This is a genomic window from Neptunomonas sp. (genome assembly GCF_041601355.1).
Lineage (GTDB): Bacteria > Pseudomonadota > Gammaproteobacteria > Pseudomonadales > Balneatricaceae > Neptunomonas.
Genome location: NZ_JBFIIH010000004.1, coordinates 17,038 through 33,812, shown reverse-complemented (window position 1 = coordinate 33,812; position 16,775 = coordinate 17,038). Strand labels below are relative to the sequence as shown.

At 46.9% G+C, this 16,775-nt stretch carries 16 protein-coding genes and 1 pseudogene; 4 read left to right on the top strand and 13 right to left on the bottom strand.

Annotated features, from left to right (window positions below):
• Positions 1-71 precede the first annotated feature (71 nt).
• Positions 72-926, bottom strand: a complete 855-nt coding sequence (speE, locus tag ABY436_RS01275) for a polyamine aminopropyltransferase (RefSeq protein WP_372737215.1) — start codon at positions 924-926, stop codon at positions 72-74.
• Positions 927-1,181: 255 nt separating this feature from the next.
• Entirely contained in the window at positions 1,182-2,276 is a 1,095-nt protein-coding gene (gene aroC / locus ABY436_RS01270; RefSeq protein ID WP_372737214.1) for a chorismate synthase, read from the bottom strand.
• A 169-nt stretch (positions 2,277-2,445) separates the two neighbouring features.
• Here aroC and ABY436_RS01265 point away from each other — a divergent pair, with 169 nt between their 5' ends.
• Complete coding sequence (locus ABY436_RS01265) at positions 2,446-3,012, top strand: Smr/MutS family protein (protein ID WP_372737213.1); 567 nt, start codon at positions 2,446-2,448, stop codon at positions 3,010-3,012.
• 86 nt (positions 3,013-3,098) lie between these two features.
• The gene (gene folE, locus ABY436_RS01260) at positions 3,099-3,638 is read left to right on the top strand and encodes a GTP cyclohydrolase I FolE (RefSeq protein WP_090728711.1); all 540 of its coding nucleotides are present in this window, start codon (positions 3,099-3,101) and stop codon (positions 3,636-3,638) included.
• Between the two features lie 147 nt (positions 3,639-3,785).
• On the opposite strand, the gene ABY436_RS01255 is transcribed toward folE, so the two are convergent.
• The 8 genes and pseudogenes from ABY436_RS01255 to dinG form a co-directional block, all read right to left on the bottom strand.
• On the bottom strand, positions 3,786-4,661 hold the full coding sequence (locus ABY436_RS01255; RefSeq protein ID WP_372737212.1) for a patatin-like phospholipase family protein: 876 nt from the start codon (positions 4,659-4,661) through the stop codon (positions 3,786-3,788).
• A complete protein-coding gene (locus tag ABY436_RS01250) occupies positions 4,658-5,509 on the bottom strand; it encodes a DUF4892 domain-containing protein (protein ID WP_372737211.1) in 852 nt (283 codons plus the stop codon). The genes ABY436_RS01255 and ABY436_RS01250 overlap by 4 nt, the downstream gene beginning before the upstream one ends.
• Before the next feature lie 52 nt (positions 5,510-5,561).
• Positions 5,562-6,401: an alpha/beta fold hydrolase gene (locus ABY436_RS01245; RefSeq protein ID WP_372737210.1), complete on the bottom strand. Its 840-nt coding sequence runs from the start codon at positions 6,399-6,401 to the stop codon at positions 5,562-5,564.
• Positions 6,402-6,443: 42 nt separating this feature from the next.
• Positions 6,444-6,893: a phosphoglycerate mutase family protein gene (locus ABY436_RS01240; RefSeq protein ID WP_372737209.1), complete on the bottom strand. Its 450-nt coding sequence runs from the start codon at positions 6,891-6,893 to the stop codon at positions 6,444-6,446.
• Entirely contained in the window at positions 6,887-7,924 is a 1,038-nt protein-coding gene (locus tag ABY436_RS01235) for an NAD(P)H-dependent glycerol-3-phosphate dehydrogenase (protein WP_372737208.1), read from the bottom strand. Before ABY436_RS01235 ends, ABY436_RS01240 begins: the two co-directional genes overlap by 7 nt.
• A 20-nt stretch (positions 7,925-7,944) precedes the next feature.
• Positions 7,945-8,172, bottom strand: a complete 228-nt coding sequence (locus ABY436_RS01230; protein ID WP_372737207.1) for a hypothetical protein — start codon at positions 8,170-8,172, stop codon at positions 7,945-7,947.
• 244 nt (positions 8,173-8,416) lie between these two features.
• A pseudogene (rhlB, locus tag ABY436_RS01225) lies at positions 8,417-9,715 on the bottom strand (ATP-dependent RNA helicase RhlB); the annotation flags it as partial.
• Positions 9,716-9,754: 39 nt separating this feature from the next.
• The gene (gene dinG / locus ABY436_RS01220) at positions 9,755-11,878 is read right to left on the bottom strand and encodes an ATP-dependent DNA helicase DinG (protein WP_372737206.1); all 2,124 of its coding nucleotides are present in this window, start codon (positions 11,876-11,878) and stop codon (positions 9,755-9,757) included.
• 125 nt (positions 11,879-12,003) lie between these two features.
• Between dinG and lexA the strand changes: the two genes are divergently transcribed.
• Complete coding sequence (lexA, locus tag ABY436_RS01215; protein WP_372737255.1) at positions 12,004-12,618, top strand: transcriptional repressor LexA; 615 nt, start codon at positions 12,004-12,006, stop codon at positions 12,616-12,618.
• Positions 12,615-13,079: a cell division inhibitor SulA gene (locus ABY436_RS01210; protein ID WP_372737205.1), complete on the top strand. Its 465-nt coding sequence runs from the start codon at positions 12,615-12,617 to the stop codon at positions 13,077-13,079. Before lexA ends, ABY436_RS01210 begins: the two co-directional genes overlap by 4 nt.
• Positions 13,080-13,131: 52 nt before the next feature.
• On the opposite strand, the gene ABY436_RS01205 is transcribed toward ABY436_RS01210, so the two are convergent.
• The 3 genes from ABY436_RS01205 to topA are packed head-to-tail and all read right to left on the bottom strand — an operon-like array spanning position 13,132 to position 16,581.
• A complete protein-coding gene (locus ABY436_RS01205; RefSeq protein WP_372737204.1) occupies positions 13,132-13,389 on the bottom strand; it encodes an ABC transporter ATP-binding protein in 258 nt (85 codons plus the stop codon).
• Complete coding sequence (locus tag ABY436_RS01200; protein ID WP_372737203.1) at positions 13,383-13,910, bottom strand: DUF6586 family protein; 528 nt, start codon at positions 13,908-13,910, stop codon at positions 13,383-13,385. Before ABY436_RS01200 ends, ABY436_RS01205 begins: the two co-directional genes overlap by 7 nt.
• Before the next feature lie 31 nt (positions 13,911-13,941).
• Complete coding sequence (gene topA / locus ABY436_RS01195; RefSeq protein WP_372737202.1) at positions 13,942-16,581, bottom strand: type I DNA topoisomerase; 2,640 nt, start codon at positions 16,579-16,581, stop codon at positions 13,942-13,944.
• Between the last annotated feature and the right edge of the window lie 194 nt (positions 16,582-16,775).

Here is a 16,775-nt window from a genome sequence, read left to right as displayed (position 1 = left end):
CCCTCAGCCACTCTCCGCCCATAAAAAAACGCATCACTTGGATGCGTTTTTTTGTAAAAATCTGCTGACTGCTACACCTCGTCTAATGCTTCGACCACATACTGTGGTAAAGCAAAAGCAGCCACATGCATTTCAGGATTATAATAACGACTCTTAATACCTGACTGAACAAAGCGCTGTTTCAATGTATCAAGATCAACCTGACGCAGAGCCGCATCATCGGCAGCCCATGCCAATGTCATGTTGCCCCCTATATAGGTGGGTACAGCAGCACAATAGAAAGTCTGATCTGCAAAATAAGGGCGTAGACGTCGGCGCGTTGTCTGCACTTCGCCTACCTGCATGAAGACCACGCCATTTTGTGCCACAAAGACACCTCCTGTATTCAGGCAACGTTTGCAACCTTCATAAAAACGGCTACTAAAAAGCACCTCGCCAGGGCCTACAGGGTCTGTGCAGTCAGAAATAATAACATCAAATTTTTCATTGGTTTCACAAACAAACTCGATACCATCTGCAATCACTATATTGGCACGCGGATCATCATAAGCGCCATCAGAATGCTTTGGCAGATAGGTTTTGCACATATCAATAACAGACTGATCAATTTCCACCTGTGTCGCATGCTCAACTTCGGGATGTTTCAGGACTTCACGCAGAATTCCGCCATCCCCACCACCGATAATTAACACACGTTTTGCCGCGCCATGCGCAAACAAAGGCACATGCGTCAGCATTTCATGATAAATAAACTCGTCACGCTCTGTTGTCTGAATAATACCGTCCAGCGCCATGACTGTACCGAACTCTTTATTGCGGAAAATGATCAGATGCCAGGAATCCGTCTGCTGTTCGAACAAGACCTCTTCGATTGCGTAAGACTGTCCGTAGCCATCATAAAGTGTTTCAAGAAAGGTAGTAGTCATCAGTTTAAATCCGCCTTTTACTGCATAATATGTCATCAACCTGCATTCCATCCGGAACAGCAAATTATTGAGTTAAGCTAAAAAAACAAATGCCCAGCCAAAACTGAGCACTCAAAATAAAATTATTTAACCCCTTGATAAGAGGCTTCACCGCAAATTAAGAGGCTTCACCCCAGATTAAGAGGCCTCACCGAAAATTAAGAGGCCTCACCCCAGATTAAGAGGCTTCACCGCAAATTAAGAGGCCTCACCCCTTTATCCCTTTATAACAGGGGTACTGCACTTAACATCGGCATTCTGAGCACGATGACGTAAAAAGTGATCCATCAACACGATAGCCATCATTGCCTCAGCAATAGGTGTAGCACGAATGCCAACGCAAGGGTCGTGACGCCCCTTGGTCACCACTTCAATAGGCTCACCATTAATATTGATGCTGCGGCCCGGCAACCTCAAACTAGACGTTGGCTTCAAAGCTATATGCGCAATAATATCCTGGCCGGTTGAAATGCCCCCCAAAATCCCGCCCGCATGATTGGAAAGGAAGCCTTGTGGCGTCATCTCATCACGATGCTCAGTACCTTTTTGCGCAACTACTGCGAATCCATCACCAATTTCGATGCCCTTAACCGCATTGATGCTCATTAAAGCATGTGCTAATTCGGCATCTAAGCGATCAAAGATCGGTTCACCCAGTCCTACCGGTACCCCGGAGGCCACGACAGATATTTTAGCACCCACAGAGTTACCCTCTTTACGAAGGTCATCCATATAGACTTCCATCTGTGCGGCAGCATCAGCATCCGGTGAGAAAAATGCGTTTTGCTCCACCTGATCCCAATCAAACTTTTCCGGATCAACAGCAATCGGGCCTAACTGTGATAAATAACCGCGAATCTCTATCCCTTTACTTGCCAGATATTTTTTAGCAATCCCCCCTGCCGCCACACGCATCGCTGTTTCCCGCGCCGATGAACGACCACCGCCACGATAATCACGAAAACCATATTTGTGCGTATAAACGTAGTCAGCATGAGCCGGACGAAATGTTTCAGCAATATTAGAGTAATCTTTAGAACGCTGATCGGTATTTTCAATCAATAGACCGATAGAGGTTCCGGTCGTTTTACCTTCAAAAACACCTGAGAGGATTCTCACCTCATCGGCTTCACGACGCTGAGTAGTATGACGCGATGTACCAGGCTTACGACGATCCAGATCATGCTGTAAGTCAGTTTCTGATATATCTATCCCAGGAGGGCAACCATCAATAATACACCCTAATGCTGGCCCATGACTCTCACCGAATGACGTGACTGTAAACAACTTCCCATAACTATTGCCCGACATTAGTTCATGTTCTCTCTTATTAATTCTGCTGGCTTATTATAACGCCCGAATCAAATGTTTTAAATTCAGTTGTCATCCGCACTTGATCAATCAGCATAACTATCGGGATAATACCCGCATCTGATTAGGTTTCGATCTGACAGTTTAATGAATTCATGTGCGCGGTGCTATGTCTGACAAAATAAACTCCGGCAAGACTCAAGCAGAGTTATCTTTTACTGAGATGATGGCTGATGTTTCACCTATTAAGCAGGGTAAAACCGTGGTGCGGACGAATGGCCCGATTCGTAAAGACAAACAACGCGCCTACCACCGCTCCATGGCTGAAGCAGATATAGACCAAGTCATTGATGGCTTATCCAGTGAAATTGTAGCGATTGTTGAGTCCGATGAAGAACTAATCTTCGCGGCTCCCGGTATACAAGTCAGCATGATGAAACGGCTCCGTAAAGGTCATATTCCCTGGGAAGCAGGTATTGACTTGCACGGAATGACCGTAGATACCGCGCGTGACGAGCTGAGCTTGTTTATTCGCGATGCTCAACGTCAGGGCATGCGTTCTGTCATGGTCATCCACGGCAAAGCTTTTAGCCAGTCAGGCCAGCAACCCGTACTTAAATCCTACGTCAATGACTGGCTGCGACAACTCTCCCAAGTACTGGCGTTTTGCTCCGCTCAGCCTAAAGATGGCGGTTCTGGCGCACTCTACATACTGATAAAACAAAACAAGCAATAAATTAGCCCTAGCCACTTTACCTAAGTGTCTTGTTCGCGTAAGTTAGCATGCTTTTTAATACATATTACTGGGGATTTTCCCAAATGATGGAAAAAGCATACGCTACCATTATCGAACAGGTAGGCGAAGACCTGAATCGTGAAGGTCTGCTCGACACACCCGCCCGGGCTGCTAAAGCAATGGCTTACCTGACCCGCGGATACCACCAAAACCTGGAAGAGGTCGTTAATAATGCTCTCTTCCCGTCTGATAACAGCGAAATGGTGTTGGTAAAAGATATCGAACTATACTCACTGTGTGAGCACCATTTACTACCATTCATCGGAAAAGCTCACGTTGCTTATATCCCTGATGGCAAAGTCATTGGCCTGTCCAAGATTGCTCGCATTGTAGATATGTATGCCCGCCGTCTGCAAATTCAGGAAAATATGACAAAAGAAATTGCAGAAGCGATTATGTCAATGACAGGCGCAAAAGGTGTTGGCGTAGTTATTGAAGCTAAGCATATGTGCATGATGATGCGAGGCGTTGAGAAGCAAAACGGCTCAATGAAAACATCCATGATGCTGGGTACTTTCAGATCAAAACCTGAAACACGAGCCGAGTTTCTTTCATTACTATGCTAAGTAAAGTTAAGTTGATTAAGGCCTGCCTTTCTATGTTCGGCATCTCTATATCAACTTTACTGATTGATCAGACTTACTCCTGAGCAAGTCTGATCGACTTCTGCTGTTATAAAACTCATATTATGCAAGTCATTTATAACAGCAGTATTATGATAATTTTTTTTCCAATTTATCCAAACAGGTAGCAGCCAACTTACGACCCACAGCAATAACATCACTGGCTCGATGAAAATCATGAAAGCGGCAAGTCTCAGTCGGTATATTTATCAAAAGGTCCGGCCGATAACCCGCTATTTTATATTGAGTCAACGCCCCCTGCATCACCTCCAGCGCACTCATCATTACATCCAGATTGCTATCTAGTTTCAGCTTATTTTCGCTGCCACCTTCACCATGCAATAATGCGGCAACACTTCCGTTATCTGGCGAACTCGCCACCAACACGTCATCAACCTGAGGAAGGTTAATCTCAGGAATCACAGGGCTACTGTTCAAATCCACCGCAATAATCAGATCAGAGTGCGCGGCAACTGTTGGCGTGATCGGTAGAGGATTCAGAACCCCTCCATCCACTAAGACCCTATGCGCATCAATCACCGGAGTAAAAACACCCGGTACCGCCACCGAAGCCCGAATCGCCGCTTGTAAGGAACCTCGCTGAAACCACACCTCTTTTTGATGAACTATATCTGTCGCGACAGCCGTAAAGGGAATCGGCAAAGATTCAATCGTCGGATCACCGGTCATCTCCTTTATTTTTTGAAATAACCGGTCGCCACGAATAGTTCCCATACCAAAAGTCAGATCCAGTAAACGCAAAATCTGCAACCGGGTGAGACCAACAACCCACTCTTTATAAGTATCCAGCGCACCCGACGCGTACAAACCCCCGATCAAAGCGCCCATCGAACTGCCTGCTATACAATTAATCTGATAGCCTCTGGCCTTTAACTCTTCAATAACACCGATGTGAGCGTAGCCACGCGCACCACCACTGCCGAGCACTAAGGAAACACTTGTCATAACGATGACGCGCCGGAAACCAGCACCACTGTCAATTGATTCTGATTAAGTACCGAGGGCACAAGCGCCCCCACAGAGAACACCTCTACCCCGGATATTTGATGCATTGAAAGCAACTGTCGTAACTCGTCCGCTTTCGATAACCCCAGCTCACTGGCAGTTGCTAAGGTTTCTCCTTGGTGATGCACAACAAGAGCGATATCAAGGGTGTGCTTTTTCAGTTGATCAACCAACTTTTTCAGCAGCTCCGTATCAGGCAGCGCATTCGTTGACAATTCAACATAACCTTTGCCCTTTATCGTCGCGACCATACGTGCTGCCGCATCGGTTTCAATGAAATCAATATGCGCATAAACTCTGCGATTACCCCGCTCAGTCACATAAATAACGGCCGTGACACCAGGTAACCGGGCTGCCAGAACATACTGTGACTGCTCAACACCATAGAGTTTAGAAAATCCGAAAATATCATTTGCCCAATAATTACTACTACCGCATGCACGCCCATGACAGTTAAAAAGCATCTCTGCATTCAGCTTGTCCAGCTGTTCTTTGAAATCATTAAACACAGTACGCGTCGTATTGCCGTCAGGGACACGATAACTGATACGCTTAAGGTAGCCGCTAATACGTTCTTCACGCTCAAGCCTTTCAACACCGTTAACCTTCTCAACGCCACCAAGGGGCAGGGAGTAATCCGTTAACAATGGAGGCTGATAATTAACGATCCATGATCCGCGAAACCGCTCAATCAAACTATCGTCAGAAGCCCCGGAAATATCATCTTCGGCAATGACTATAGAAGAACACATTAGCAATAATATCGAAACAAATCTTGTTAACCGCATAAGCAAACAACCTTTAATATTTAACCGTTAGAACATGATTTCTAAAAAACATTCACTGAATTACGTTTTTGATATCTTCAGCAATACTTTTAGCAGCCTTTGATTCCAAATGCAGGTGATGATTGCCCGGCAACAAGACAACTTTAACATCGGCTAGCTGAGCGATACGCGACTGCCAGGATTCGTCATGTATTCCGGCATCACCCAGATAAAGGGTTACCGGCGCGGTCACTGACTGCAAAAATGCGCTCACCTGTGCTTCACTCATACGCAAAAGGGAAGGCAGCATCAATCCCGGGTCACTTCGCCAGACATATCCTTCCAACGTCTGCTTTAAACCCCTCTCAATAAGCCATTCAGCCGCCCGCCGGCTTACAGGCCAGCGCCCTTGCATACGCACATTAATAGCCGTTTCTTTATCAGGGTAAGGTCTGAGTTTTTTAGATTTCATCCGACGGCGCTTAACAATAGCATCCGCCATCAAGGCCGGTAACGCCTCCTCTGCATATACCAGAGGCGCCAGACCCTCGATCAGCAACAGCTTATCAACCCTGTCAGGAAAAGCACCGGCAAATAAAGTGGCAATGCTGGCACCCATGGAGTGACCAAGCAGCGAGACTTTTTCAAGACCAAGCTGATCCAACACCCGCAAAAGGTCACTGACATTGTCCCAGATATAATAAGGCATTGATGCAGGGCGGTGATCGCTAAAGCCATGCCCGATAAGATCTAACGCGATAAAATGATAGTCACTGAAGTGCTGGCGCATTTCATGATAAGTGGCAGCATTGTCTAACCAGCCATGCAGCGCAACAATAACTTTATCCTGCCCGACACCCGACTCCAGAGCATGCAGTGTTAAATCATCAAGTTGGAATTGTCTTTCATTCATAGCTAATAAAGTAGCAGAGCTGTAACGATAAAGCTTTAGAAATTATAAGGATAAGCGCATAGCAGAGGCCCTTCCCGGCCAAAGAAGATTAAGCGTGACCAGTTGCCCGGGTAATAAGGGCTCAGGAGAACAGGTATTGCCCTCCAGAAGAAAACAGACTGCATAACCAATAATAGGTTGATGCGTAACAACCAGCAGATTCTCAACCCAATGCTCTTCCAGAGAATCCATTGCGTCACTCAGCGAAGCCTCGGGCGACCAACGGTCATCAATCACCCACTCAACACCAGGCATACCTTCCAGCATTAAGGCGCTGGTCTGCCTGGCGCGCGCATAAGAACTACTGATAACCCGCTGAACCGAAGCGAGCTGTGGTTGATAACGTACCCGCTGCTGCCCGACAAACGCAACTCCACTCGCCGTGAGCTGACGCCCCTTATCGTCGCTATACGTATCCCAGCTTGCCTCTCCGTGGCGCATCAGGATTAACACGACAGCGTATCTCTGGGTAACACAAACTCCACATCAGAACTCTGCTCATTCAGCATCATCGCTTTAACGACCTCCTGAACATGCGCGCCATTAAAAACCACTTCATACAAACCGGAAACTAATGGCATATAGATCTGCAGCTCATCGGATTTAGCTTTGATGATACGAATCGTGTTAACACCTTCGGCAACTTCACCCAGAGACTTTACCGCTTCATCCAGAGTTTTACCGCTACCCAAGGCATAACCGACGCGGTAATTGCGGCTTAATGGGGACATGCAGGTCACGATCAGATCCCCCACACCGGCCAGCCCGAGAAATGTCATAGGATTGGCTCCCATACTCACTGCAAAACGGCTCATTTCAGCGAGGCTTCGGGTTATTAACATGCTTTTAGTATTTTCACCCACACCCAGTGCTGCACTTAGACCTGCCGCAATCGCGTAGATATTTTTCAATGTGCCACCCAGTTCTACGCCGTACATATCAGTACTGGCATATACCCGAAAATAGGACTGGTGCAATGCAACCTGAACCTCAGAGCGTAGCGCTTCATCATCACTGGCGATAACTGTCGCCGTGAGCTGGTGACGAGCAACCTCTTTCGCAAGATTAGGGCCACTCAATACGCCTACCTTTGCGCCCGGCAGTTCATCCTTAAGTATTTCACTCATTAAACTAAAGGTATCGCCTTCAATACCTTTAGTTGTGCTGATCACCATTTGCCCCGCATGCAGAAATGGCTTTGCTTTGCGTACAACAGAACGAAAACTCGGACTTGGAATGGAGACAAACACAAGCGAAGCATCTTTAACCGCTGACTCAATATCAGTCGTCGCTTTCAACGATACCGACAAAGGGTAATCCGGAAGGTAGCGTGAATTAATATGCTGCTGATTTATTTCTTCCGCCCGGGCTGAGTCCCGCATCCATTGCGATACCTGGATCCCCTTCTCTGCCATTATATTTGCGATGACAGTTCCGAAACTGCCACCGCCTAACACAGCGACTTTCTGCTGCCCTGCTTGCATGCTTATACCCTTATTACAAATTAATCATTGTCCCGGCGGTCATCAACACTATCTAACAGCTTATCGATACCTTTAAAAATATAAATAATAACGATATAAGAGAGCGCCGAAACCCCCAAAAAGACCAGCAACTGCACGATATCACCAGTGCGCTGATACCCAGCCACGGCAATAACAGCAAACAACGCACTCATAAAAATCGCCAGTATGCGTGCGATGAGGCCTGTTTTATGCCGATCCTCAGACATTACCGTTCTTCACCTTTATAGTATCAACTTCTGCTTTATCAATATCTGCCAACGATTCAGGTTGCTTTTCTTGCGGCGGTGCGGCCAGGTGCTCTTCTGACGACGTCTCAGGCATAAGCTCAGGCTGATCGACCAGATCGTCTGCAGTATCAGGATTGATGCCAGAGGCTTCATTATTACTCAGCAGATTATCGTCCTGTTCAACCACAGCTGGCACTGAGTGCTTGTAGGCATTCGGATCTGCCAGTAACTCTTCACTCGGATGTATACACTCTAATTTAACCCCCGTTTCTGCTTCTATTTCCGGGATCATAAAAGAGTCATTTTCGCAGGCAAAGCAGATAGATGTTCCAGTAGCGCCTGCTCGCCCCGTGCGGCCTATACGATGCACATAATCTTCAGCATCTTCTGGTAATTGATAATTAACAACATGCGTTACACCATCAATATGAATACCACGCCCGGCAACATCCGTCGCTACCAGCACTTCTATTTTGCCACTTTTGAAGTCTTCGAGTGTTTTAACTCGTTTGTGCTGCGGAATTTCACCAGACATCAGTGCTGCTTTCACACCATCTCTTTTGAGCTTTTCTGCCAGATCCCGTGTTTCATGGCGACGATTGCCGAACACGATGACACGCTCAATGTTATTCACACGGATATAGTTACGTAATAGTTTGTATTTTTCATGACTGGACACCAAAAAAACTTTCTGGCTGATATTGTCAGTCGAGCGACGCTCAGCTTCTATTTCAATCTGTACCGGCTCATGCGTCCACTGACGTGCCAGACTCATAATATCGTCTGTAAAGGTTGCGCTGTACAAAAGGGTTTGACGCTCATCCCCTTTGCGTGGCGTATTGCGGATAATGGTTCTGACATCCGGGATAAATCCCATACTCAGCATTCTGTCCGCCTCATCTAACACCAACACTTCGACGTTATGCAGATCCACTTCTTTAGAACGTACAAAATCGATTAATCGACCCGGCGTTGCTACAAGAATACCAACAGGCCCGGCTTTCAGTTCTTTACGTTGTTTCTCGTAGTCCATACCGCCGACAATAGAGACAACATTAATATCGGTATATTTACATAACAGCACAGCATCAGCGGCTATCTGTAATGCCAACTCACGTGTGGGCGCAATGATAAGTGCACGCGGTTCACCCTGACGCTGCTTATCTTCCAGCTGAAAATCAAGCAGATCGGTGATAATGCCTACCAAAAAAGCAGCCGTTTTACCGGTTCCTGTTTGCGCTTTCCCGATGATATCTTTACCAGCCAGGGCCGGTTTGATCGTATCAGCCTGGATTGGTGTACAGTATTCAAAACCAAGGTCATGGATGGCATGCATTAACTTATCAGGCAATGAGAAATCATGAAAACGCTTCTTGCCTTCTTCGATGGCTACTGCAGAGTCATCGGGTGTCCAATCACTGCTTTTGTTCATAGGTTTACGAGCACGACCAGAAGAGCGACGTTTGTTATCGCGCTCACCTTTTTCTTTGGTGGCATCTGTAACGCTTGTCGACTCATTCAGGTTGCTCGGGTTTGATTCTTCCAATGTCATACTCACTTTTTAACTAATTTCACGACGAAAAGGAGGCAACGCATCCAGCAATTGCCGGCCATAACGGCGCGTTACTACACGTCGATCTAATAAAATAACCCGACCACTGTCCTGCTCGGTACGTAAAAGCCGACCGGTTGCCTGCGTCAATCGCATTGACGCTTCCGGCACAGTCCACTCCATAAAAGCATTGCCACCCCTTTGCTCGATCCACTCCGCCATTGTCGCATCGACCGGATCGTCCGGGACACCAAAGGGCAATTTAGTGATGATCACTTCTGTCAGATATTTTCCTGGCAGATCTACCCCTTCCGCAAATGAGGCCAAGCCAAAAATGATACTGGATTTCTCCGTATCAATAACTTCTTTGTGCTTTCTGATAATTTCGTTCTTCGTCAGATCACCTTGCGCTAATACTTTACTACGAATCGTACTTTCAAGCTTTTCCAGTACAGTAAACATTTGCCGCCAAGAACTAAATAATACGAGGGTCGCAGTCGATTCCCCCAGATTCTGGTTGAGAAAACTGATCACCTCCTGCGTATGCTCCTCCGGCTTACCGGGATCTGACAGCATACGGGGTACAGCCAACACAGCTGCCTGCGGGTAATTAAACGGACTGGGCAAGCGTTCACACAGAACATCCTGTGGCAAGCCAAGCTCACTAATGACGCGATTAAAATGCCCCAGCGCCGTCATCGTAGCAGAAGTCAGTACCGCACCAAAACAACAACTCCACAGATGCTCCTGTAATGTATCCGCTGCAGACACAGGGCTGCTACGACATTCAAAGTCAAGCCCTTCACTACCATCAATCAGATTGATCCAGCGAGCCGTAGGCGCAACCCCTTCAGGGTCGCTGACAGCATAACTTTTATTTAACCAGTACAGTGACTGCGCCCGCATCCACATCAGGCCCATACGCGGATACCAGCGCTCGGCAACTTCGCGGTTAATCTCTGGCACACCACCGTCGAGTGCCTCTTTTAACACATCAACAATTTGCTCGGCCTTTAACATCCACTTTTCCGCCGCTGCCGCTATCTCAACGGCTGAATGTATCATTACCTCTGGCAACAATCCTTTTGGAAAGCGAAAGCGTTCAGAGGATGGGCGCTGCACACCATCTATAAGCATAGCCCTGAGATTACTCTGCAACTGATCTAATGCCAGGTCGATATCCTGACGGGCCGGCGCCATGCGCTCTATATACTGCGCTAATACTGCATTGTTATCACACTCATCCAGCATCACATCCAACTGCTTGACAGAAGACTTCAACCAACGCTGGGTACCTTTGACACGCATGCTATATGCAAAATGGCCGGTCGCCTTTGATGAGAGGTGATGCGCTTCATCAAATATGTAAATCGTGTCGGCGGGTTCCGGCAAAATAGCACCACCGCCCAGCGAAAGGTCGGCCAGCACTAAATCATGGTTGGCTACTACTATATCAGCCTTGTCCATGGCATCCCGTGACTTATAAAAAGGACACACAGAAAAATTACTGCAACGCCTGTTGGTACAACGAGTATGATCACTGGTTAAGGGGGTCCAACGGCTGGCCTCTATCTCTGACGCAAGGCTATCGCGATCACCATCCCACTCACCTGACGCAAATTTACCCAGTAATTCCTGGTAAAAAGCCAACGATGACGGATCTATCTGATGTTGAATCTCATCTTCATACAAGGCTATCTGGCCCGTCTGATGCTGGGAGTCCAATAACTTTTCAGCCTGTGAGATACAAAAGTAACGACCACGCCCTTTTGCCAGCACATAACGCACATCTTCACTGAGCAGTCGGGCTACTTCCGGTAGATCTTTATTCAACAACTGCTCTTGCAGTGCCACGGTAGCCGTAGAGATGACTAATGATTTGGATTGTGATTTTGCAATCGGAATAGCGCTGAGCAGATAAGCCATCGTTTTACCGGTGCCTGTGCCCGCCTCAATCACACAAAGATGATTTCCATTATCCCGTTCGCCTTTCTCATCCGTCTCGATTGAGCCGAGTGTCCGCGCAATATGCGCAATCATCATCTTCTGACCGTAACGCGGTTTCATATCATGATCAGCGAGAAACCGACGATAAGAGGTCTGAATAGAATTTTTGAGTGTGTCGCTGAGCAAGACGTACTACCTGAATAACTTTAGGCGTGGATCATACCAAGATACTGGATATATAAACAGAAAATTACTTTACATCACCTTCTTGCTGTATATAATCACAGATACTGTATAAATAAACAGGCATTATTATGAAACTAACAAAACGCCAAGAAGAAGTACTCGAGTGCATTCGCGGGCATATCGATGCAACCGGATACCCTCCAACAAGGGCTGAGATCGCTACTGCACTGGGTTTCAAATCAGCCAATGCCGCAGAGGAGCACCTCAAAGCCCTGGCCAGAAAAGGGGCTATCGAGATCATTCCCGGCACTTCCAGGGGTATCCGCCTGCCAGAACTGGAAAGCGAATCTGAAGGTATCCCGGTGGTTGGTCGTGTAGCTGCCGGCTCACCCATCCTTGCTCAGGAGCATATCGAAGAACACTGCACCATTTCAGCTGATTTTTTCCACCCGCCTGCCAACTACTTACTCAGAGTACACGGCACCAGCATGCGGGATATCGGCATCATGGATGGCGACCTGCTGGCCGTACATCAATGCACAGAAGCACGCAATGGCCAAATCGTGGTTGCCCGCATAGACGATGAAGTCACTGTAAAGCGCTTCAGGAAAGATGGCCATATGGTTTACCTGATAGCAGAAAACACCGAGTTCTCTCCCATCGAAATAGATCTGAGAAAACAAGAATTATCGATTGAAGGCTTAGGTGTAGGCGTGATCAGACAGGGAGGTGATCTATGATTCAAGTTCGCAACCATCGCGGCAGATCTCATCTTGGGCTATTACCCAAAACTGAGCACAACCAGATCCATCAGAAAACGACTTCAGCGAAACCTGACTTCGGCAAAATCACTGAAATAGTCACCAGCAGTGGCGAGTTAAATGATATCCCGCTGCTGATGCCGCTGTTGGCTCAACTCAGCCATGAAGACAGATGGTTCGCGTGGATTTCACCGCCCGTCAATCTACCGAGATCGTTACTTGAGAATGCAGGCATCGACCTGAACAAAGTCATTTTGCTCTACCCTGATGCGCACCACTCCGTACTACAACTGGCCAGGAAAGCACTCAGTGCGGGCACTTGTCATGCGGTGATCAGTTGGGCAGAGGAGATTTCAGAACACGAAATAAAGAATCTTGAGCAATCTGCCCGGCAAGGACGTAGTAATGGCATCCTCATACGTGGACGCCATCACCATTAAAACAAACGTGTGAAACAGTAGTTGGAAATCAGATGAAACTGAATGGACTTATTTAATGGATTACTGGCTTAGGAGGCCTGGATGCTTCCGTAGACTCCAGCGACAACTCAGACATCATTTTCGCGCCAGCAACCAGAATCATTCTTGCCAGCTCTTCAGACTGACCATTGAGACCATCTTTAACGCGCTGAGACAAACTCACCGTTATTAACGGCTCCTCTTCCCCTGCTTTACGCATAGCGTATTCGCCAGAAGGAAGCCGTATAATTTCAAGTACCGTTTGTTCCAATACTTTTTTATCGTCTACCACTCTTGCATATCCGAACGCAGGCGCTCTACTAATGAGCGAAACTCATTTAACCATAGTTTATATTCGGCCAGGATTTCACCATCTTCAGCATGGTTCGGATTGACCTGTACAACATGTATCTCCGAAACACTCACCGTATCACTGGCCACTTTAGAATGGTTATCCATCGCCTTCCAGCAAGCATCATAAGCTGCCAGCATCTTATGCAACCAACTGACTTCGCTTTGCTCAAGAATGGACAGCTCAGACCTTTCTGGCGATTCCTGTCCGGACTCCTCAAACATACTTTCCAAGTCAGCCAGCTTACTGACCTTACTGGTATCAAAGCTATATCTCTCTGCCACTTCCCGCAAAAAAGAAGCGTAACCAGAAGCCAGATGAAACAAGATTGATTCGTTGTAAGATTCAATCTCGTTGTGCTTACTCCATTTCGTAGAGTTCTGCGCTACGGTTAAAGCATCCAAATGAATACGTGCAAAATTAATTTTCTGATTCGTCCTGACCAGATATATATTACTCATACACTACCTCTGTAAAATGACCATTTTCAGGCTATTTCTTTTTAGTCTTTGGCTCTTCCACCACCCAAGCATTACCCTGATAGAATGCACGCCATCCGGTTGCTTTGCCATCGACCTCGGTCATCACATACTGCTCCTTTGTCTTACGGCTATAACGTACAATAGTCTCATTGCCTTCGCTATCACGCTTTGGTGCACTGAACAGGAAGCTGTATTTAGGGTCAATTTCGGCCTGATGAGGCAGCAATTCAATAATTTTCGGCGCTCTTGTCTCACGGTTCCGGGGGAACTGGCTGGCAGCAAGAAACAGACCTGATGCACCGTCCCGAAGAATATAAGTATCTTCAACTTTCTCACATGCCAATTCAGGCATAGGCACAGGATCCATTTTCGGTGGAGCCGCTTCGCCACTTTTTAATAATTTACGCGTATTTTTACATTCTGCATTAGTACAACCGAAAAACTTACCAAAACGGCCTGTTTTCAACTGCATCTCAGCACCGCATTTATCGCATTCCAGCGAAGGACCTTCATATCCTTTCAGGCGATAACTGCCCTCTTCAACTTCATATCCCGGGCAGTCCGGATTATTACCGCACACATGCAGTTTACGATGCTTATCTACCAGATAACTATCCATGGCACTGTCGCAAATACTGCAACGATGCTTGTTACGTAAAATACGGGACTCTTCTTCATCATCACCATCAACACTGACCACTTCATCGCCAGGCGTCAGGTTAATCGTCGCTTTACAACGCTCTTTAGGCGGTAAGCTGTAACCGGAACAACCCAGAAAAACACCCGTACTGCCGGTACGGATCGTCATATGACGGCCACATTCAGGGCAGGGAATATTCGTATCTGTAGGCGAGTTCGGTCGCATGCCGGTTTCAGGATGCTGCGCTTCTTCCAACTTACGTGTGAAACCGCCATAGAAGCGATCTAACAACACTTTCCACTCAGCCTCACCCTGCGCAATCTCGTCGAGCGCGTCTTCCATACGGGCTGTGAAACTGTAATCCATCAGGTCAGTAAAGTTTTCGGCTAAACGCTCAACAACGATATCACCCATTTTACAGGCATAAAAACGACGATTCTGAATCTCTACATAACCACGGTCCTGAATCGTGGAAATAATAGAAGCATAGGTAGATGGGCGTCCGATACCTTGCTTTTCAAGCTCTTTAACCAAACTGGCTTCGGTAAATCGAGCCGTAGGTTTAGTAAAGTGCTGCTTAGGTTCAAGCGCTTTCATTTGAAGTGTTTCACCTTTTTTCACATCGGGCAAAATCACATCTTCATCATTTTTTGCTTTGCTTTGCATCACGCGGGTATAACCATCAAAGCGCAAAATCCGCCCTTTGGTGGTCAGCTCAAAATCACCTGCTTTTACCGTAATGCGAGAGCTTGTGTATAAGGCAGGCATCATCTGACAGGCTAAAAACTGACGCCTGATCAATTCATAAAGACGCTCGGCATCGCGTTCCATCCCAGTCAAAGCGCTCGCTTCTGTATTTACATCACTTGGACGTATTGCCTCATGCGCTTCCTGAGCACCTTCTTTGCTGGAGTAGCGAGTAGCTTCTTCAGGCAAGTATTTACTACCAAAATGATCGCCAATATACACACGGCAGCTTTCAACCGCTTCAGCACTCAGATTGGTAGAGTCGGTACGCATGTAGGTGATGTAACCCGCCTCATAGAGACGCTGCGCCATCATCATGGTTTTCTTCACACCAAAGCCTAAGCGAGTACTGGCCGCTTGCTGCAGTGTTGACGTGATAAAGGGGGCCGAAGGCTTACTGCTGGTCGGCCGGTCATCCCGGCTCAGCACTGTATATTCTGCGTCTTTTAGCGCGGCCAGATGGATATTCGTTTCTTTTTTCGATGCCGGACGAAAGGCCTTTCCAGCAACCCGGGCAACCTGTAAACGCAAAGCCGCATCAGCAGCCGTTGTTGTATCTGCGTGAACTTCCCAAAACTCTTCAGGAATAAAGGCACGAATCTCTTTTTCTCGCTCAACGACCAATCGAACAGCGACAGATTGAACACGACCTGCCGATAGTCCACGCGCAACTTTTTCCCATAGTAATGGCGACAGCATATACCCTACCACGCGATCAAGAAAACGCCGCGCCTGCTGTGCATTTACATGGTTCATGTCCAGCGTACCCGGTGATTCAAACGCACTGGATATCGCTTTCTTGGTAATCTCATTGAAAACGACGCGACGGTATCTATCATCATCACCGCCAATCGCTTCTCTCAAGTGCCAGGCAATCGCTTCTCCCTCGCGATCCAAATCGGTCGCGAGATAGATAGTGTCTGCATCTTTTGCCAAGCGCCGTAGCTCTTCTACGACTTTTTCTTTACCTGGAAGAATTTCATAATGCGCTTCCCAGCCTTTCTCTGGGTTAACACCCATACGAGCAATGAGCTGCTCTTTGGCCTTCTTCGCTTTATAAATGACTTTTTCATCGGCAGGCATTTTTCGTGTCAAAGCAGCCTGTTTCGCACGTGCTTTTGGATCTGACTTTTGAGCACTACCGCTCGTAGGCAAATCACGGATATGACCTACACTCGATTTAACAACATATTCATTACCAAGATATTTATTAATCGTCTTAGCTTTGGCGGGCGACTCAACAATAACGAGCGACTTTCCCATAGGGTAACTATCCTCGGGCAGATACGGCACAATAAAAAATAGCGAGCATATATAAGTGCTAATACAACTCGGGTCAAGCAAGTCTCATAAAAAAACCAATAAGTAGTATACTTAGTTGATCAGAAATAACTTACATACCTGCTTTAACAACAGTGTCTTCTGACTATATAATTCATGGACTTAGCGAGGCAGTT